Here is a 19,349-nt window from a genome sequence, read left to right on the forward strand (position 1 = left end):
CAAGTCACATTATCCATCCTCTGGATGTCGTTTGTGTTCGTCATCATGGCGGGTCAATGGCTACACCAACGTAGCCAATGGGACCCATCGCATGGGACGTGCCAAGCACGGCCTGATGAAAGAAGTGCATGATTTTGCAGGAGAACGCACTCGCACATCCCTGTGAGCGAGCAGTGGTTTGCCCTCAACAAAGCAGAAACATGCCGACGGCAGCATTCAGCATGTTCTTGCTCACATAGCGGCAGTATAGAGCCGACGTGGCTCTCGTTCATTCCGCAAGTGGCTGGATTCCGGCGACTTCGTCGGCTGGCACTCTCCTTGAGATAGCCGGCGGCGGAGGTTCACCATGCTCGCCTACGAAGCCGATTGTCGCTCCACGCATCACTACAAGGCCCGCGCCGCCGAACGGGCGCTCCGCTCCAACGTCGAGGAGTTCCTCATGATGTGGGGAACAGAGACGCGCGCAGCCGGGGCCACGCACATCACCTTGGTCCGGCGCGACCTCCCCCTCGACCTGCGGGACAGCGAGGCGGCGGATCGCGCCGAAGGATGGATTATTGTCGCGGGCGACGATGGCGCCCTCATCACCTGCTACCGCAGGACCAATGCTTGGCGCTTCGTTCGGCGGAAGAGCCAGATGCGCTCGCGTCGGCGCTCGCGGAGGAACTGAAGATGCAGCAACGAAAGGCTGACATCCAATGACGGTCATAATCAGCGTGTCGTGGGTGTCAGTCAATAATGACCCCTACGAGCGCGCGAAGAACGGCGGATATCTTGAACCCGATGGCGAGAAGACACCGGGCCCTACGCTGGAGTTCCTCTTCAACGCCGCCTCCCCCATCGCGAGCCGCGTGAAGAAGCACTACGTCCTCGTGCGGCGCCCGAGGACGCCCGAGACGGGCGGACGGCTCGTGCATCCGCGTGAGGCCGACGTCGCCGACGAACTGGCCAAAGCGATTGAGAGCCGGAAGGGCGCGCCGGAGGTCGAGTTCGTGTGGTGGGACACCGACGCGCCGCCGACGGACCACCGTGAGCTCTTCCTCTTCACGGCCCGCGCGATGGCCAGAATTCGGCGTGAGAACCCGCGAGCCGACATCGTCGTGAACATCAGCCCTGGTACGCCCGCGGCCCAGACCGTGATGCTCCTCGCGCTACAGGCGCGATTGGCAGGCGACGATGTCCGGGCGTTCCAAAGCACGCCTCGGGACAAGCGACGCGGGTCGAACGACCTCGTACGAGCGGTGCCCTGGAACCTGCTCGCCGAACTCGCGGCCACGCCCACCGAGGTCGATGACGCGGGCACAAGGCCCACCGACTGGAGTCTCGATCGTGCGCGCTCTCCAAGGCTGCGCGAGGTCTCCACCCTCGTGAATCAGTACTGCGGGGTTCCCTTCCCTGTGCTCATCATGGGCGCGCGGGGGACCGGCAAGACCGAGATCGCGCGCAGGCTGCGTGAGGGGTTTCGCGAGTGGACGGCGCAGTCACTGTCGAAGTGGGATTTCCATCTTAACTGCGCTGAGTTCCGAGGCGACGCGAACATGCTGCGGAGCGCGCTGTTCGGTCACGTGAAGGGGGCCCACAGCCAGGCGATGAAGGACGAAGCAGGTCTCCTTGAGAAGGCGGCCGACGACTGCGTGTTCCTGGACGAGATCCACTGGATGGACCCACAAGCGCAGGGCCTATTGCTTGTCGCGATTCAGCGCAAGGGGAGCATCCGTCGTATCGGTGCAGATAAGTCGATCCCAGCGAAATTCAGGCTCGTCGCGGCGACAAACCAACCGCGCACCATCCTCCGCGAGAAGCTCACGCCGGACTTCCTCGACCGCGTCTCGGATCTCATCATCGAGATTCCAGAACTGCGTGACTGCCGCGAGGATCTCGGTGACATCTGGAGATCCGTCGTGCGCCGCGCGTGCGAGGAGTTGGTGCATCGCGATCCGGCGCGCGCGATCGGCACCGGCACTGGTGCTGGGCGTGTCGACGATCTCATCGCCGAGTTCCAGCCCCATCACGCCAAGGTCGAGCGCGCTATTGGCACGATGCGCCTCGCAGGTAACTTCAGGGATCTCGAGAAACTCGCGCGACGGCTCCTCGTAGGTGGGCTCGCGAAAGGGCGCTTCCTTTCGTTGAAGGACGAGTTCGTACGCTCGGAGCTAGACCGCCTTCGCAAAGAGGAGCGCATCGATGCGGAGCACGGAGCGGGCCCTGCAACGTCGCTCGTCGACGAGTTGCCGACGGTGGCGCGCTGCGAGGACTACTTGCGCGAGGTTCGCGACACGGGGACGGTGCTCCCCGGTCCGGCGGCGGTCGACGAATGGGAGCGGCGGCTCCTGCTCGCGGCCCATGCCGTCGGGGGAAGCGGGGCAAAGGCTGCGGCGCTGCTCGGCATGAACGCGCGGACCTTCAACGCGAAGATGGAAAAATGGGACACGGCAGCGACATCGATCGGCCAGGGGCGGCTTCGTGCCCGCGCGGACTTTGAATAGCACCTTTGTGAGCCCCCGAAGGCCCCAACCGTCCAGAACCCAGGCCTTCGCGCGCGAGAGCGTCCACTCCCCGGCAGTCACCGGCCCCCGTCCGCCGACAGGGCCGCCGCGCCCCGGTGAGCGCCCTACCCTTCCGCCGCGCGAACGCAACGGACGCGGCATGGGGCCGCGCCGCGCATGGGGAGACAGGACGCCATGGGCATCAGCAAGGGCAGTGCGCAGTGGAACGGCGGGTTCAAGGACGGCAAGGGCGCGATGAAGCCCGGTCACGCCGCGGAGGTCCCCTTCTCGCTCGGCACCCGCTTCGAGGGACAGCAGGGCAGCAACCCGGAGGAGCTCATCGGCGCGGCGCTCTCCGGCTGCTTCTCCATGGCCCTGTCGGTGGGGCTGGAGAAGGCGGGCCTGAAGCCCACGCGCATCCAGACGAACGCGGACGTGCACCTGGACAAGCAGGGTGACGGCTTCGCCATCACCACCATCGACCTCACCACCGAGGCCACCATCCCCGGCGCCAACGACGCCCAGTTCCAGAAGATCGCCGAGGAGACCAAGAAGGGCTGCCCCGTCTCCAAGGCGCTCGGGGGCGTGAACATCACGCTGAAGGCGAAGCTCGCGACCTGACGGGCCTCGCGCCGGCCTTCAACCGCCGGCGCACGCGTCCCGGCACTCCTGCCGGCACGCGACGACCTCCGGGGTGTTGCCCACGCAGGTCGCGTAGCACTGGCTCAGGCACGGCGTGAGCTCATGCTCCGCCGTGCCGGGCTCGTCGTCCCCGGCCGGGTCCTTCGCGTCCCCCGGCGGGTCATCCCCGGGAGGGGTGTCCACCGGAGGAGCGTCCGCGGGGCCACAGGCCGCCAGCAGCCAGCCCGCCGTGGCCAGCGCCATCATCCAATTGCGCCGCATGCGCCACTCCTTCGCGCTGGACGGAGAAGGCTTCACTCTAACCGCGAAAGCCGTGGAAGAATCCGCGCCCGTGGCCGATTCGCCCAACAGGAGGTCTTCTGCGCAGGTGGGTGAGACGGACGATGTCACGGACGCGGTTCGGCGCGCGACGAGGGGGGAGTCGTCCGCCTTCAGCGAGCTGTACCGTCGCACCCGCCCTCTGGTAGCCCGGCTGGTCGCGGGTTTCGGCACACTGGATCCCGACGAGGCGGAGGACGTCCTCCAGGAGTCCTACGTGCGGGCGTTCCGGGGGTTGGCCCAACTGAAGTCGGTGGGGGCCTTCACCCCGTGGTTGTTGACCATCGCGCGCAACCGGGCGCGCACGCGGCTGGAGCGCCGCAGCCTGCTCCAGCGGATGGAGGAGGAGCTGGCGGATCCGACGCCGGAGACAGTGCCGGCCCTACCGCCCACGCTCCAGGTGGAGCGGGACATCGAGGTGGTGCGGCAGCTCATCGCGGAGCTGCCCGAAGGCGAGGAGAAGAAGACCGTGCAGCTCTTCTACATCGAGGGTCAGCTCTCCGCGCGGGAGATCGCCGAGCAGCTCGGCGTGGGCAAGAGCACGGTCACCATGCGGCTGGAGCGGTTTCGCGGGCGCATCAAGCGCGAGCTCCTCCAGCGGGTGCTCGCCGGACGGTGGGATTGAAGCCATGAGACACCTGGACGCCACCGCGATGGCCGAGCTCGCCAGGCGCGACCCCGCCACGGTCGCCTGGTTCCGTGAGCACCTGGCCTCGCCCTGCGAGGCCTGTGAGACGTTCCTCGCCACACACTCGGACGCGCTCGACGGGCGGACGGACGCGCTGCTCCTGGCGCTCGCGCCCGAGCGCAAGGCCGAAGCCGAGGTCATCCCGCTGCGCTCCGCGCCCCGCGCCCGCCGCTTCGCCCCGCCGCCCGGACGGTACTGGGGCTGGATGGCCGGCGCGCTCGCCGCCTCCGTGCTGATGGTGGTGCTGGTGCCGCTGGTGAAGGGGCCCCGGGGCGTCAGCGAGTGGAACGGCCAGAAGGGCCCGGGCCGCATCTCCCTGGAGCTGGCCGTGGTCGCGCGGAGCACCGACGGGGCGCTGCGCCGGCTGGACTCCGGCGGGGACGTCACCCGCGACGAGGTGCTGCTCCTGCGCTACCACGCCACGGAGTCCGGCGTCGCGTTGCTCTACCAGCAGCGGGAGGAGCAGGCGCCGGAGCTGCTTGGCCGCTTCCCCCTGACCGCGGGCACCCACGACCTGGAGGGGCCTGACGGGCTCGCGGGCGTGAGCCTGGAGTCGGACGAAGGCCGGCTGTCGCTGGCGCTGGTGGCCTTCGCCCCCGGTGAGCCCGCCTCGGAGCAGGACGCACTCGCCGCGCTCGCCGCGGACGGAAGCCCGGATGCACGCCCGGGAACCGTGGTGAGGTTCGACGTGCGGGTCCAATCCGGTCAAACTCTGGCCCCGTGAGGCGCCTCCTTCCCCTGCTGCTCGTCCTCCTCTCCGCGTGCGCGGGCCCTTCCGCCACGGCCGGAGACAAGGGTGGGCTCGTGCCGCTGCGGCTCGACGCCGCGGACCTGTCGCGCGCGTACACGCCCCGGCGGCTCGCGCTGCTCGTGGGCGTGTCCTCCTTCGATGATCCGCAGTGGCGCTCCCTGCGCTTCTCCGCCAAGGACGCCAGCGACCTGGCGGCGGCGCTGACGGACCCCGCGCGAGGCCACTTCGACCAGGTGCGCGTCCTCACGCGCCCGGAGGAGACGACCCGCGACGCCATCCTCGCGGCGCTGCGCCAGCTTCGGCGCGAAGCCACCCGGCCCGACGACGTGGTGATGGTGTACCTGTCCGCGCACGGCACGCTCGCGCGCGACGGCCGGGGCGAGCTCACGCGCTACCTCGTCACCCGCGACGCGTCCTACCGCGCCATCCCGCAGACGGCGCTCTCCATGGACGCGCTGAAGGCGGAGTTCGAACAACTGCCCAGCCGGCGGCGGCTGCTGGTGCTGGCCACCTGCCACAGCGGCAGCGGCAAGTCGCTGCTGCCGCGCGAGCTGGAGGTGGAGCTCGCGGGCATCAAGTCCGGCTTCTACGCGCGCCCCCTGGAGGAGTCGTCCCGCGCCTCCATGGTGTTCGCCGCCAGCGACTGGGGCGAGACGGCGCGCGAGGACGAGGGCCTGCGCAACGACATCTACACGTACTTCCTCATCGAGGGCCTGGGCGGGCTCGCGGACCGCAACGCGGACGGCGCCGTCACCGCCACGGAGGCGCACGACTACGCGCGCCGCCGCACCTTCGCCTTCACGGAGGGCCGCCAGCGCCCGTCCGCGGAGATCATGGAGGTGGGCGCGGATCCGGTCATCCTCGCCGGCCGCATCGACCGCACGGGCCAGCCGGAGCTCTTCTCCTACAACCCGCGCCTGGACGGCTTCCTGCTCAAGGTGGACGGCGAGCCGCGCCTGGAGCTGCCCGGAGGCGCCGCGGTGGGGCCGGGCCGGCGCACCGTGGAGCTCACCAAGGGCGACGCCGTCCTCGTGCGGCGCGAGGTGGACGTGGCCCGGGGCGAGCGCCTGCCGCTGGAGCGCCTGCTGTCGGACGCCATCCCGCGCCGCGCGCTGTCGCTCGTGGGCGGGATGATGTCCTTCGCGGATGGCAGGAGCCGGCGCGAGCTGCTGCCCGCCGCGCCCCAGGTGGGCGTGGTGCTGCGGCTGGAGGACCTGCCGCTCCAGGACCTGGGTCTGATGCTGGACATGGGGCTGGGACACGGGCGCGAGAAGCTTCAGATGGCGCCCGGCAGCGAGGTGCCCTTCCGCTACACCACGCTCACGCTGGGCGCGGCGGTGCCGTACCTGTGGCGCTGGGAGCGGCTGACGCTATTCGCCGGCCCGCGTGTGGCCGCGCTGTACCTGGGCAGGTCTTTCGCCGTGGAGGCCTTTTCAGGAGGCCAGCGCTACTTCACCGTCAGCCCCGGTGTCGTCGGCGGACTGGCGTGGCGCCTGGGGGAGCGGCTGGAGCTCACCGTCCAGGGCCAGGGGATGCTGACGTACGTGGTGGTGGACGGGCAGGGACAGGCCGTGGGCTTCATCGGCGGAAACGCCGGCGTGGGGTACCGCTTCTGATGCGTCGCCAATCCCTGCTGCTGACCCTGTCGTCGCTCGGCCTGGGCCTGGGCCTGGGCGCGTGCGGAGGCCTGGACAACGAGCCCTTCCGCGCGGGCACCGTGCAAGGCCGGCTCACGGAGTTCGACCCCGCCGTCGCGCTGGTGTCCGTGCTGGGCGCGCCCGGCGTGCGCGGCGGCGTGGACGCGCAAGGCCGCTTCACGCTGGAGGACGTGCCCGCGGGCCCGGTGGAGCTCTTCGTCCTGGCCACCTACGACAAGGCCGCGCGGGTGCCGCTCACCGTGCAGGGCGGCCAGTCCGTGGACGTCGCGGACGTCTCGCCGCGCACCGCCGGGAGCTTCCTCGTGAAGCTGCTCGCCCGGGGCCGCCTGCTGGTGACAGAGGCGAAGGCCGTCGTGGACGGCACCCCCATCGAAGCGTCGGGGCTCAACGACAGGGCCCCCCGGCGCCTGGGGCCGCTGCCGGAGGGCTGCTATGGCGTCAGCGTCTCCGCGCCCGGCTTCATCGCCACGAGCCTCCAGGGCTGTGTGGAAGCCGGCAAGCAGACGGCGCTGACCGTGGAGCTCGTCCCGGAACCCGGGTACGCCGGGCAGGGCTGCGCGCGCACGGGCTGTGCCGCTGACAGCCATTGCGCGTTGGAGGGCGGCTGCGTGGAATGCCTCGAAAACAGCCACTGCGCGTCGTCACAGGCCTGCAATGGCTTCCGCTGTGAAGAGAGCTTTCCGTAAAGCCACACATATCCGGACCGTCCGTCTCCTCACACTTCGCCGCCCGTCTGAAGCTGTGGCCACTCCGGGAGCATCCGGGTCTTCCTGACAACGAGGCACTCCGCTCTCCAAGCGGCCCCCCACCGCCTCGTGTCACAGGAGGATGACCATGCGTATCCCGACCGCTCGCTCTTCCGCGAAATGGATGATGTTGTGCGCGACGCTGCTGTCCCTTGGCTGCGGCGGCCCCACGGAGTCGGAGGATCCGTCGCTCGTCACGGGCGATGACAACCTGGGGGGTGCGCCCGGCGAGGCGCTCGCGGATGGCGGCACGTCGCCCGGAGGCCAAGGCGGCTTCACCCTCTGCCACATTCCGCCCGGCAACCCCGCCAACGCGCACACCATCAAGGTCGGCGTGCCCGCGGTGCCCGCGCACCTGCGCCACGGCGACACGGTGGGCCCCTGCGGCGACGAAGGTGAGCCGCCCACGGATGGCGGCACCAGCGAGCCGGACGGTGGCACGTCGGACGGTGGCTCGGGCGGCGGCATCGACGCCGGTCCCCAGTGCATCCCCGAAGGCAACGAGTGCTCCGTCGAAGTGGGCGAGAGCTGCTGCGATTCGCTGTCGTGCACGGAAGGCCGTTGCTGGCCGGTCATCGGCTGACAAACGCCGTGGCCGGTCCGGATGCGGGAGGGTCTCCTCCCGCATTCTTCCCTGATTCCAACAAAGGTTGACCCATGAAGACCCTGCGACACCTGACCTCCACCCTGCTCATGGCCACGGGCCTGCTGTTCCTCGCGGCCTGCGGCGACGGCAAGTCCCACGTCACCCTGAAGCTGACGGACGCCCCGGGCGACGGCATTGAAAAGGCCGTCGTCACCATCTCCAAGGTCTACCTGAAGGGCAGCGTGGAGGGAGACAAGGACGGCAAGGGCGACGTGGTGCTCCTGAGCGAGCCCGTCACCACCGACCTGCTCACGCTGGCCAACGACACCGCGGACCTGGTGAAGGACGCGGAGGTTCCGGCCGGCACGTACAAGGAGCTGCGCTTCGTCATCACCGGCGGCTACATCCAGGTGAACCAGGACGGCGTCAGCCGCATCTTCGCCACCTCCGACAACTACGAGGGGCTGCCCGAGGGCGCCCGGGTGGACGGCCACCTGCAGATGCCGAGCGCCAGCAGCTCCGGCCTCAAGGTGAAGTTCGACAAGGACGCGGACGTCACCATCACCAGCGATGACGACCAGAAGGTCATCCTGGTGGACTTCGACGTCGCGCAGAGCTTCGGCAAGGAGGCCGGCGGCTCCGGCCAGTGGGTCATGCGCCCCGTCATCAAGGGCGCGGACATGGAGTTCTCCGGCAACGTGGAGGTGACGCTGGAGGCCGGGAGCGTGACCCTGCCCATGGGCTTCCCGCAGTTGGCCGGCTTCTCCGCGGTGCTCATCAACGCCGACGGCAGCCGCGAGACGCTGGCCTTCAGCGCCAGCACGGAGACCCGCTACGTGGCGAACTTCAAGTACCTGCTGCCCGGCACCTACCAGGTGGACCTGGTCGGCCCCGAGGGCGTGACGTTCAGCACGGACATCACGCGCCCGGCGACCGCGACGGTCGGCTCAGGCGCGCAGTCCGACGTGAACTTCGTCCTCACGTCCTTCGACGTCGAGTAGTCCCACTTCGGGGTTCAGGCCGCCTTCTCGCCCGGCTGCGCCTGGGCGGCCTGGACCTCCAGGGCGATTTCAATCTTCTCGCCCACCAGCACGCCGCCCGCCTCCAGGGCCTGGTTCCACGTCAGGCCGAAGTCGCTGCGGTTGATGGACGTCTTGGCCTCGAACGCGGCCTTGGTGTTGCCCCACGGGTCCTTGGCGATGCCCAACTGCTCGGCCTCCAGGACGACCTCGCGGCTGATGCCGCGGATGGTGAGCTGACCCGTCACCTTCAGGTGCTTGCCGGAGGGCTCCACCTTCGTGCTCTGGAAGGTGAGCGCCGGGAACTTCTCCACGTCGAAGAAGTCCGGCGAGCGCAGGTGGTTGTCGCGCTGCTCGACGCCCGTGTGGATGCTCGCCGCCTCGATGGAGACGGACACGGAGGACGCAGCCAGGTTCGCGTCGTCCAGCGTGAGCGTGCCGCTGAACTTCGTGAAGTTGCCGCGCACCTTCGCCACGACCATGTGGCGGACGCTGAAGTGGATGCCCGTGTGCGTGGTGTCGATGTTCCAGGTGGTGGTGGCCATGGTCGTCTTCCTTGTCGTGAGCGCCGCGTTGGCGGCGGTGTGTTTCAACGAGGCGTAAGGTAGCGGCCCCCCACGTTCCGGATTAGACGGGACGCACAGGATGCACTGTTCCACGGCTGGAACAGTCCTGCGCCTGCGCGAGGGAAGGGCCATGGACCTCAACGAACTCCTCGTCTTCGCCCGGGTGGTCCAGGCGGGCAGCTTCACGGCGGCGGCGAAGGCGCTGCGCATGCCCAAGTCCACCGTGAGCCGCAAGGTCTCCGAGCTGGAGGAGCGCGTGGGCGCGCAGTTGCTCCAGCGCACCACGCGCACGCTGCACCTGACGGAGGTGGGGCGCGCGTACTACGCGCACTGCGAGCGCATCGTCGCGGAGGCGGAGGCGGCGGAGCTGGCGGTGACCCGCATGCAGGCGGGGCCCCAGGGCCTCCTGCGCGTGACGACGCCCCTGTCCGTCCACTTCCTCGCGCCGCTGGTGGCGCGCTTCATGGAGCAGTACCCGGACGTGCAGGTGGAGCTCCTGTGCACGGACCGCGCGGTGGACCTGATGGAGGAGGGCTTCGACCTGGCGGTGCGCGCCGGCCGGCTGCCGGACTCGTCGCTGATGGCCCGGCGGCTGGGGGACATCGAGTGGCTCGTGGTGGCCTCACCCGGGTATCTCCAGGCGCGGGGCGCGCCGAAGACGCCGTCGGACCTGGCGAAGCACGACTGCCTCTTCTTCGGCAAGTCGGTGCAGGGCAACGTCTGGACGCTGCACGCGGGCGGGCGCTCCGTCGACGTGAAGGTCTCCGGGCGGCTGGTGGTGAACGAGCCGGACATGCTGCGCGCGGTGACGACACTGGGCGCCGGGGTGGCGCTCATCCCGGGCCAGCAATGCATCGAGGACCTGGCGTCCGGGAGGCTCCAGCGGGTGCTGCCGGACTGGAGCTCCACGGGCGCGCCGGTGCATGCCGTCTACCCGCCCACGCGCCACCATGTGCCCAAGGTGATGGCCTTCGTGGAGGTGCTGCGCGAGCACTGGCCCCAGAACCCCGAAGCACTCAAGCGGGCGAAGCGCTGAGACAGTGCCGGCGTTTCGTTCCGCGGATGGAACGATGTGTCCCGAGGTTCGCGTCTGGCCAGGTGGCGTTCGCAAGCGCATGTTGTGCCTCGAAAGGAAGCACACACCATGATGAACGTTCGCCCCTCCGAAGCACGCGGTCACGCCAACCACGGCTGGCTGGACTCGCATCACACCTTCTCGTTCGCGAGCTACTTCGACCCCGACAACATGGGTTTCCGCGCCCTGCGCGTCATCAACGAGGACCGCGTGCAGGCCGGCGAGGGCTTCGACACGCACCCGCACCGGGACATGGAGATCATCACCTACCCGCTGAGCGGCGCCATCGCGCACCGTGACAGCACGGGAGGCCAGGGGCTCCTGCGCGCCGGTGAAGTCCAGCGCATGACGGCCGGCACGGGCGTGATGCACAGCGAGATGAACGGCTCCAACGAGGACGTCCACTTCCTGCAGATCTGGATCATCCCGGAGAAGAAGGGCCTGAAGCCTGAATATGAGCAGAAGTTCTTCCCGGAGAAGGACCGGCAGGGACGCTGGCGCGTGGTGGCCAGCCCCGACGCCCGCGACGACAGCCTCACCGTGCACCAGGACGTGCTGCTCAACAGCACGCTGCTGAGCCCGGGAGAGAAGGCGGAGTACACGCTGCCCAAGGGGCGTCACGCCTGGGTGCAGATCGCCCGCGGCACGGGCACGCTCAACGGCGTGGCCCTGAAGGCCGGTGACGGAGTCGCCGTGTCCGACGAGTCGAGCCTCGTGCTCACCGCCTCCGAGCCGCTGGAGGCCCTGCTGTTCGACCTGGCCTGATGCGCCGGGCACGAAGAAGGCCCCCGGGTCCCTGAGTGGATCCGGGGGCCTTGTCGTTTCTGGGGCCCCCTCCCCGCCCGCCTCACGGGTCCCACTGGATGCGGTAGGAGCAGGCGTGGCCGTCGAAGTCGAACGGCTCCACCCGGAGGTTCCGGGCCCCGGCCCTGGCCAGTCCCGCCTCGATGATGCCGCGCATGTAGCCGGGGTTCCCGTTGCACTCGCTCACCCGGAGGACATGGTGCGCGAGCCCCTGGGTCTCCAGCTCCGTCTGGAGGTAGTTGTTCACGGTGGCGAAGCTCTCCTGGATGCGGATGACGACGCGCTCCGGCCCGAAGATGGGCCACATCGCGACGAGCGCCTTGCCCAGCATCGTCTGCTCCACCCCCTGGATGAGCCCCGCGCCCAGGCGCCGGTAGGCCTCGCCTGTATCGACGTCCGGGTAGAGCTCCCGAGCCGTGATGCGGAGCGCCTCCGCGAACACGACCCGAGGCGTGTTCCGGGGGATGGGCGCATCCAGGTCCAGGCCGGCCTGCTTCAACTGGCGCTTCAGCTCCGGAGTGAGCCGCCCTCCAATGGAGCGAAAGAGCCCTTCAATCGTGTGACGATAGACAACCTGCTCGGCCATGAATCCGTCCGGGGGTCGGATGTAATTGCGCGCAGCCGTGATGGCAGCTCACGGCAATGTCATCACGAACGCGCGACCGTCCGCCAGACGTCACGTAACCTCAATCAAATCCGTCTGTCTTTCCCAGACACCGGAACTGCGCAGCTATTCAGGTGTTACGCGGCTCCAGGGAACTCCCCGGTTATCGTCTCAGCCGCCCCACCGGATGCGGTAGGAGCAGGCGTGTCCGTCGAAGTCGAAGGGCTCGACGCGCAGGTTCCTGGCGCCGGCCTTGGCCAGGCCCGCTTCGATGAGACCGCGCAGGTAGCCCGGGTTCCCGTTGCACTCGTTGACGCGGATGATGTGGTGCCCGGGGCCCTGGGTGAGCAGCTCCGACCGCATGTAGTTGTTGACGGTGGAGAAGCTCTCCTGGATGCGGACCACGACGCGCTCGGGCCCGAAGATGGGCCACATGGACACGAGCGACCTGCCGAGCACGGTCTGCTCCATCCCCTGGATGATGCCGACGCCCAGGCGCCGGTAGCCCTCGCCCGCGTCGAGCTGGGGATACAGGTGCTCGACGGTGACGCGAAGCGCCTCCGCGAAGATGGGCCGGGAGGTGTGGTGCGGAGACTGGGCGTCCAGGTCCAGGCCCACGTCCTTGAGCTTCTTCCGGAGCTCCGGAGTGAGCCGATCCCCGATGGAGCGGAACACCCCCTCCACCGTGTGGCGATAGACGATCTCTTCTTCCACGAAACACCCCGGCCCAGCCCGGCGGTCCCATTCCGCCGTGTCGCAAAGTATCGTAACCGATCCTCCTGACGAATCCGAAGCCCCCCAGGGGCCAGGATCCGGGTCTGTGGCGTCCCACCCATGTTTCACGGCCGGCACGGGAGATTAATCTCGTATTGCGCGACTCCAGCGCCCCCGGACGCCCGGGGTGGGCTCCGCGCGGATGTTTGTCTTTGATTGAGGCCGGACGTGATGGACCCACCCGGGGTCAGTGGAAACCGCATCAGCCTGAAAGGGCTAGCGGTTTTCCCTGACATCGTTTTTCGACCTATCGGGGCATGACAGGAATTGACGGCATTTGATAGACCCTCGCGCCCGGGGGGCCATGGCCAGACAGCCCTTCTCTCGCCCAGCCTTGGAGACGTCGAATGCGCACGCCGTCAGTCCTTGCATCCGAGCACCATTCCGCGAAGTCCTTGTCCACGCACCAGGGAAACCAGCTCAGCCATGAGCTGTGGTCGCTGGTCCAGCGAGGTCTGGTCTACCCCTCGCCCTACGCCGTGTTCGCGACGTTCTGGCGCACGCCGGAAGGCACCGGCGAGCCGCTGACCCGCGCGCTCCTCCAGAAGCTGATGCGGGACGTGCGCGAGGAGATCCACACCCGCTACGGGAGCGCCAACACCACGGCCATCGTCGGAGTGGGCTTCCGGCTCTGGCAGGAGTGGTGCGCCGAGGACGGGACCGACCTGCCCGAAGGCATGAAGCTGGCCTTCCCGGAGGAGTCCTCGCCGGACTGGCGCTCCAGCGTGTTCTCCCGCTCGAACGGGACGTTCGTCGACTCGCAGGGCGACCTGTGGTTCCACATCAAGTCCGACGAGGAGTCCCACTGCGACGCGGTCTTCGACTTCATCCACGCGCGGCTGCAGGACCAGGCGCGCTGCGTGCGCTCCGGACCGAGTGACCACCAGAAGGCGGCCACCAAGTCCACGCGCCCCGACAAGCGCGGCGGCAAGGTGCTGGGCTGCCGCTTCTCGGAGAACCTCAACAACCCGTCCGACCCGGTCTCCATCCAGGAGCAGACGCTGGTCGGCTTCGAGGACCCCGCGCACCTGGGCGCCTCGTTCGTGCTCGCGCAGCGCTTCGAGATCAACTGGGAGCACCTGCTGGACATGAGCCCCCAGCAGGTAGAGGACCTGGTGGGGCGCACCACCGAGGACATCCTCATCCCCAGCCAGGACCAGCGCAGCCACATCAAGAGCGCCCGCGTGCAGGACGCCCAGGGCAACACGCTGCAGGTGCTCCGGCTGGGACTGCCCTTCGGGCAGGCGAACACGGTTCACAACAACGAGCTGCGCGCCAAGGGGGCCAGCCTCCGTGACGAGGCGGGCATCTACTTCGCGGGCTACGCCCGGAGCGTCCGCGCGCTCGAAGCGGTCATGAACCAGCAGATTGGCGACCAGCGCGGCTTCATGCGGGACCGGCTGCTCTCCGAGGTCCGCTCCAACCTGGGCGGCTTCTATTACATCCCCAGCCAGGCGGACCTGGGGCTGGAGCCGGTGAAGCTCCAGAGCGCGGAGCAGCAGGACTGGAAGCGCTTCCCCGGCGTGGACTGGAGCCGGCTGGACCGGCACTTCGACGTGGCCTCGTCGAACGGGTACATGCATTACAACCACAAGAACTACCTGTTCCAGATGGCGACGATGTCCGGGGACAAGCGCCGGACGCACCAGCCCCCGTCCAACCGGGTGCTGCAATTGCTGTCGGACGCCTTCTCCCGCTGGCAGGACAACTGGTACGTCAACCGGTCGCAGCAGGAGCTGGAGCACCTGTGCGCCTACGTGGCGCGCCAGTACGGCCCCGCGAAGGCCCGAGAGGTGATGGGGCTCTCCGTGGTGGAGCGGATGGGCTGGGCCATCAAGGTCAGCCTGGGCCAGGTCTTCGCCAGCGACGCGTATGGCTTCCGGGGCCGCCGTCAGGACGCGCAGGGCAACTGGTACAACGGCGCGGACACCTATCGCATCCACCCCGTGGAGCTCATCGTCGGCGCCATGCCCAACCTGGGGCTCGGCCAGGGTCGGTATGTCATTGATTACGCGCGCAAGGACGAGGAGCTGGGCAACTTCTTCGCGGGGCTGAGCTCCGCGTCGGGCGTGGGCCACCTGGTGCCGGGCTTCCAGCGCGCCCTGGACCGGGGCCTGGGAGGGCTGATGGCGGACGTGCAGGCGCGGCACGACGCCACCCAGGATGAAGGCAAACGTCAGTTCTACCGGGGCGTCGTGCTGTCATTGGAGGGCGTGCGAGACCACTGCCTGGCCTACGCGGCGCTCGCGGGCAAGATGGCCGCGGAGCTGTCCCTGGGGCAGCACGCGGAGCGCGACAACCTGCTGAAGATCCAGGAGCGGATGCAGCGGCTGGCGACGGAGCGGCCCCAGACGATGCTCGAGGCCGCGCAGCTCCTCTTCACGCTGCACGCGGGCCTGCACCTGATTGGCGAGCCCACGGCGGTGGGCCGGTTGGATCAGATGCTCTTCCCCTTCTACGAGCGCGACGTGGCGGCGGGCGTGCTGGACGACGAGCAGGCGCAGGAGATCATCGACTGCTTCTGGGTGAAGCTGGGGGAGAAGGTGCTGCTCAACCGCCAGTTCGTGGAGGACCACCAGCCCTTCGGCAACCTGGCCATGGGCGGGATGAGCGGCAACTACCCGCAGGGCGCCGCGAACAACCAGTGGATCCAGCAGGTGACGGTGGGAGGGACGGTCGCGGACGAGACGCCCGGAGAGGGCCGGCCCGCGTACAACCGCATCACCCTGCTCTGCCTGCGCGCGGCTCGGAGGCTGCCGCTCAACGCGCCGTGCCTGTCATTGCGCGTGCGCAAGGACATCCCGCCCGAGTACCTGCACGAGGCGGCGCTGGCGATCCTCAGCGGCGGCGCGCACCCCATCCTGCTCAGCGACGAGAAGATCATCCCCGGGCTGCTGCACAGCGGCGACGGCGTGGGCCAGGGCACGCAGCCCACCGCGGCCACGCCTGTCGCCGAGAAGGCCGGCCGCGCGTGGAGCAGCGAGGTGGTGCTCCAGGCGGCGCGGGACTACGCCTGCGACGGCTGCTACGAGCCGCAGATCGTGGGGCAGAACTGGTTCACGCTGGGAGGCATGACGGCGCTGTCGCCGCTGGAGGCCGCGCTCAACCAGGGCAAGAGCTGGAGCACGGCGGGCCCCATGTACTTCCGGGGCCAGCGCGTGTCCTTCACGTCGCCGCCGCCCTCGGCCATCCAGTCGTTCGAGCAGCTCCAGGACCTGTTCTTCCAGCACCTGAGCTGGATGTACGCGAAGCAGGCGGACGGCCTGGTGGGCGTCTTCGGAACCATGAGCGCCGTGTGCCCGTCGCCATTGCTGTCGGTGTTCGTGGACGACTGCATCGACAAGGGGTTGGACCTGTACGGGGGGGGTGCCCGCTACAACATGGTGGCCCCGTGCATCACGGCCCTCTCCACGGTCATCAACTCGCTGTACGCCATCCGGAAGATGGTGTTCGAGCAGGACACGGCGGTGACGTCCCTGCCGGAGCTGGTGGAGGCGCTGCTGTGCGACTGGGGCTACAAGATGGACGAGCCCTTCATCAGCACCTTCGCGGGTCCCGCGCGCATCGAGGCGAAGGCGCAGCGCTTCCGGGACCTGCGTCAGGTGGCGCTGGCCCAGCCCCGCTACGGCCGAGGCAACGAGGAAGTGGACCGTTTCGGCAACGCCTTCATCCAGCGCGTGGCGGAGACGGTGGTGCGCGTCTTCACGGAGCCCGCCGAGCCCACGGCCCAGAAGATGGTGGACCTGGCGAAGCGGTTCGGGACGCCGGAGAAGCCATTCGGCGGGTTCCAGGTTCAGCCCGGCGCGGGCACCTTCGAGAACTACCTGGAGTTCGGAGCGACCTGCGGCGCCTCCGCGGACGGGCGGAGGCTCGGGGAGACGCTGGCCTCGGACCTGAGCCCGTCGCCGAGCATCGCGGATCAGCCGGTGGATCATCAGGAGGAGGGCTTCGTGCGAGCGCTGTCCGGCTACACCGGAGCGGGAGCCGAGGGCTTCACGAGCGGAGCGCCCACGGACTTCAACATCCGCGAGGACTTCCCCGTGGGCTCGCTGGAGCGCGTGCTGCAAGCGTTCGCCCGGGGCCAGGGCTCGAACATCCTGACCATCACCTGCGCCAACCCGGAGACCTTCGAGCACGCGTCGAAGGACCCGGAGAAGTACGACGTGCTCCGGGTGCGCATGGGCGGCTGGTCGGAGTTCTTCGTCGCCATGTTCCCGGGCCACCAGGCACAGCACCAGCGCCGGCCGCTCAGCACGCCTGACGTGGAGCGCTGAGCCGCGGACCGTGGGGTGAGGGCCGAGCCACCCGCTGCTCGGCCCTCATGCGTCTACCCTTGGGGCTGGACCGGCTTCAACAGTCCCGCCCGGTTCAACTGGTCTTGAACCTGCTCGGCGAGCGCGATGTGCGCCGGGTTGCTTACCGTGAAGCGCTCGGGGCACATGACGATGAGCGTCCCCCTGTCCTCGATCAATTCGACATGCACCGGAGAGGGCAGCGGGGGCACGGTTCCCAAACGGCGAGACAGGTACGTGACCCATCCCACGAACGTGCCCGGCACCGCGAACTCCGACACCCTGTCTCGATGAGCCGTGGACGTGGCGATACCCCATTCGGGGTCCCAAGCCAGAACCGCTGCGCGAAGCGCCTGTGAAAGGACAGGAGCGGTCAGGATCCGCTCCCTGGCTTCACCTCCTGTCGGGAGTTCCATGACGCAGAGATCCCCCAAGAGCTCCGAGGTGGAGCCACATGCGATCCTGACGCCAGTGCTTGCGCCATCGGGCTCTCCGTTCCAGGCGGAGAAGGAAACCCCAGTCTCATCATTCCGGTACTTCTTCCTGAAGAGCTTGAGAAGCGACTCCTCACTCGGCACAAGTGGATGCCTGAGCGCATCAGCACGAGAGCCGGCTTTCTCGAACCATCGGTTGAACGTAGGTTCGGCGGGCGCCAGGAGGCGGAAGAAGACTTCGGCACGTCGAACATATGACTCGACTGGCTCAACCCGACCCGGCCAGTACGCCCCCAGGTAATATTTCTCGATCATCTGGCCTGATACCTACGGAGCCGGCGGGGTGAATACGACCTTGATGGTGCCAAGCCCTTCGTTCCTGAACAGGTCCCTGACTGCATCAGCAACTTCGCGCTCCGCGAAATGCCACTGGATCGGCGTACCCTTGGCCGCCTTGAATTGTCTCTTTGCTTGCTCAAGCATTCCGTCAGCGCCTCGGAACCAGGTTCTGAAACTCCCATCCTTGAGGAACCTGGAATAGCCCGGTCCCTTCGTTTCAAGGAGCACCCCCATCTTGAAGCCGTCGAACTTTACCTCCTGGACCTTGTAGACCTTCCCTGTCGGCGCCTCGGTGACCTGGGCCTGATACTTGCGAGATGCCTCGCTCATGCTTTCGCTGGCCGTCTCCCACCGCCCCGGGCCTTGCTCCCCCGGGGACGAGGGCTGCCCCGAACCCGCGCCGGTCCGCTGAAGGATGATGGCCGCCCCGGGCCCTCCACTCAAAACTGACACCGCGCGCCCCAGCGGCACCGAGACGCGCTCGATGACCAGCGCCCCCTGCACTGACAGTGAGAGCACCGGCACCGTGGCTTCCACGCCGGCAGCCATTCCCTTCAACGTTCGCGTCGTGACCGAGGCCGCGCCCCAGGTCGCGATGAAACTCGTCGCCAACCGCGAGACCTCGCGGATCTGCTCGCCCTGCGTCATGTACCGGAAGCGCTCCCAGTACGCGGGCGACGACGCGATGAGAGCCCCCACGCCGGCCGGCAGGTTGCTCAGCGCCATGAGGCTGTCCATGGGGCGGGAGAGGGCCTGCCCCAGTGCGTGGTACAGCTCCACGAAGGCATCCTGTGCCCCATCCAGGGAGCGACCAATGACATCCGCGTCGCTGTACACCTCGGCCAGAGGCCGCCAGTCCGAAGGCTGGAGTTGGGCATCGACCTGTCGAAAGACACCGCCCTTGCCGCTGTAGAAGCGCCCCAGTTCGAAGCCATGCGCGCGAAACGCGCCGTCCTTCCATTCGACCGGTGCCACCTTCTGCTGCGTGTTTCCAGTGAGGGCCCACGCGAGATAGCCATCCGGTCGGAGGACAGCCACCCGCTCCTGGGAGAAGCGATCCACCCGGCGCAGCAGTTCCTGTCGCGCGACTTCGCCGCCCTCCATCACCTCTCGCAGCAGGAAGCTCGCCGCCATGCGGGGCGGGAAGTTTCCCAGGGTCACGGGTTTCTGGATCAGTTGCCCAAGGAGCCGCGCTGCCTGCGTGGGTGTCATCCCCCCAACCGCCAGGGGCCGCGCGTCCTGATCATCCAGGCCTGCGCCCACAAGGAGGTTCTCCCAGGCGTCTTGCCTCGTGTCCCGGTGAGCAAGGCTGCCGCCCACGGCCCCTGCGATTCCTCGCGAGCCCTCTCCCGCCGCTTTCTCCCTGACGTTCCGGTGGCGCGCCATCCGCTCTCGCGCCCTGGAAGTCGCGAGGGAGGTCCGCGACGAGGACTGAGTGGGAGGCACCTCCTCACGCGGCGAATGCGTCCACTCTGGCGCGGGGGATGGGCGCTCCGTGTAGCGCAGACTCGCGCCTGGACGAGGTGTGGGCGAAACCGAGGCGCAACCGGTCCCTATCACCGTGAGG

18 protein-coding genes are annotated in these 19,349 nt (G+C 68.5%); 12 read left to right on the forward strand and 6 right to left on the reverse strand.

Features of this window, described 5'->3' with window-relative positions:
• Positions 1–346: 346 nt before the first annotated feature.
• The 3 genes from K8612_RS03925 to K8612_RS03935 all read left to right on the forward strand — a co-directional run bounded on the left by K8612_RS03925 (position 347) and on the right by K8612_RS03935 (position 3,107).
• The gene (locus K8612_RS03925; protein WP_223761307.1) at positions 347–670 is read left to right on the forward strand and encodes a hypothetical protein; all 324 of its coding nucleotides are present in this window, start codon (positions 347–349) and stop codon (positions 668–670) included.
• 28 nt (positions 671–698) lie between these two features.
• The gene (locus tag K8612_RS03930; protein WP_223761308.1) at positions 699–2,486 is read left to right on the forward strand and encodes a sigma 54-interacting transcriptional regulator; all 1,788 of its coding nucleotides are present in this window, start codon (positions 699–701) and stop codon (positions 2,484–2,486) included.
• A gap of 195 nt (positions 2,487–2,681) precedes the next feature.
• Positions 2,682–3,107: an OsmC family protein gene (locus K8612_RS03935; protein ID WP_223742391.1), complete on the forward strand. Its 426-nt coding sequence runs from the start codon at positions 2,682–2,684 to the stop codon at positions 3,105–3,107.
• 18 nt (positions 3,108–3,125) lie between these two features.
• Here K8612_RS03935 and K8612_RS03940 read toward each other — a convergent pair whose 3' ends face one another.
• The gene (locus tag K8612_RS03940; RefSeq protein ID WP_223742390.1) at positions 3,126–3,389 is read right to left on the reverse strand and encodes a hypothetical protein; all 264 of its coding nucleotides are present in this window, start codon (positions 3,387–3,389) and stop codon (positions 3,126–3,128) included.
• A 106-nt stretch (positions 3,390–3,495) separates the two neighbouring features.
• Between K8612_RS03940 and K8612_RS03945 the strand changes: the two genes are divergently transcribed.
• From K8612_RS03945 to K8612_RS03970, 6 genes are all read left to right on the forward strand, one after another.
• Positions 3,496–4,071 carry an RNA polymerase sigma factor gene (locus K8612_RS03945; RefSeq protein WP_223742389.1) on the forward strand — a complete coding sequence of 192 codons (576 nt, stop codon included), beginning with the start codon at positions 3,496–3,498 and terminating at the stop codon, positions 4,069–4,071.
• Positions 4,072–4,075: 4 nt separating this feature from the next.
• Positions 4,076–4,858, forward strand: coding sequence for a hypothetical protein (locus tag K8612_RS03950; protein ID WP_223742388.1), 783 nt, complete (start codon positions 4,076–4,078; stop codon positions 4,856–4,858).
• Positions 4,855–6,501 carry a caspase family protein gene (locus tag K8612_RS03955; protein ID WP_223742387.1) on the forward strand — a complete coding sequence of 549 codons (1,647 nt, stop codon included), beginning with the start codon at positions 4,855–4,857 and terminating at the stop codon, positions 6,499–6,501. Before K8612_RS03950 ends, K8612_RS03955 begins: the two co-directional genes overlap by 4 nt.
• Entirely contained in the window at positions 6,501–7,229 is a 729-nt protein-coding gene (locus tag K8612_RS03960) for a carboxypeptidase-like regulatory domain-containing protein (RefSeq protein ID WP_223742386.1), read from the forward strand. The genes K8612_RS03955 and K8612_RS03960 overlap by 1 nt, the downstream gene beginning before the upstream one ends.
• Positions 7,230–7,377: 148 nt before the next feature.
• Positions 7,378–7,872: a hypothetical protein gene (locus K8612_RS03965; RefSeq protein WP_223742385.1), complete on the forward strand. Its 495-nt coding sequence runs from the start codon at positions 7,378–7,380 to the stop codon at positions 7,870–7,872.
• Positions 7,873–7,946: 74 nt separating this feature from the next.
• Positions 7,947–8,876: a DUF4382 domain-containing protein gene (locus K8612_RS03970; RefSeq protein WP_223761309.1), complete on the forward strand. Its 930-nt coding sequence runs from the start codon at positions 7,947–7,949 to the stop codon at positions 8,874–8,876.
• A gap of 14 nt (positions 8,877–8,890) precedes the next feature.
• Here K8612_RS03970 and K8612_RS03975 read toward each other — a convergent pair whose 3' ends face one another.
• Positions 8,891–9,439, reverse strand: coding sequence for a YceI family protein (locus tag K8612_RS03975; protein WP_223742383.1), 549 nt, complete (start codon positions 9,437–9,439; stop codon positions 8,891–8,893).
• A 151-nt stretch (positions 9,440–9,590) separates the two neighbouring features.
• Here K8612_RS03975 and K8612_RS03980 point away from each other — a divergent pair, with 151 nt between their 5' ends.
• Both K8612_RS03980 and K8612_RS03985 read left to right on the forward strand, forming a co-directional pair.
• Positions 9,591–10,496: a LysR family transcriptional regulator gene (locus K8612_RS03980; RefSeq protein ID WP_223742382.1), complete on the forward strand. Its 906-nt coding sequence runs from the start codon at positions 9,591–9,593 to the stop codon at positions 10,494–10,496.
• Positions 10,497–10,604: 108 nt separating this feature from the next.
• Positions 10,605–11,300, forward strand: coding sequence for a pirin family protein (locus K8612_RS03985; RefSeq protein ID WP_223761310.1), 696 nt, complete (start codon positions 10,605–10,607; stop codon positions 11,298–11,300).
• A gap of 82 nt (positions 11,301–11,382) precedes the next feature.
• Here K8612_RS03985 and K8612_RS03990 read toward each other — a convergent pair whose 3' ends face one another.
• The gene (locus tag K8612_RS03990; RefSeq protein WP_223761311.1) at positions 11,383–11,925 is read right to left on the reverse strand and encodes a DUF2378 family protein; all 543 of its coding nucleotides are present in this window, start codon (positions 11,923–11,925) and stop codon (positions 11,383–11,385) included.
• 189 nt (positions 11,926–12,114) lie between these two features.
• Positions 12,115–12,657 (reverse strand): DUF2378 family protein, encoded by a 543-nt coding sequence (locus tag K8612_RS03995; protein ID WP_223742379.1) that lies wholly within the window; start codon positions 12,655–12,657, stop codon positions 12,115–12,117.
• 407 nt (positions 12,658–13,064) lie between these two features.
• On the opposite strand from K8612_RS03995, the gene K8612_RS04000 reads away from it, so the two are divergent.
• Complete coding sequence (locus K8612_RS04000) at positions 13,065–16,991, forward strand: Dyp-type peroxidase (protein ID WP_223761312.1); 3,927 nt, start codon at positions 13,065–13,067, stop codon at positions 16,989–16,991.
• A 53-nt stretch (positions 16,992–17,044) separates the two neighbouring features.
• Here K8612_RS04000 and K8612_RS04005 read toward each other — a convergent pair whose 3' ends face one another.
• Positions 17,045–17,758, reverse strand: coding sequence for an immunity 52 family protein (locus tag K8612_RS04005; RefSeq protein WP_223761313.1), 714 nt, complete (start codon positions 17,756–17,758; stop codon positions 17,045–17,047).
• A gap of 12 nt (positions 17,759–17,770) precedes the next feature.
• Entirely contained in the window at positions 17,771–18,994 is a 1,224-nt protein-coding gene (locus tag K8612_RS39135) for a Tox-REase-5 domain-containing protein (RefSeq protein ID WP_306799602.1), read from the reverse strand.
• Between the last annotated feature and the right edge of the window lie 355 nt (positions 18,995–19,349).

The organism is Corallococcus sp. AS-1-6 (assembly GCF_020037015.1).
GTDB lineage: Bacteria > Myxococcota > Myxococcia > Myxococcales > Myxococcaceae > Corallococcus.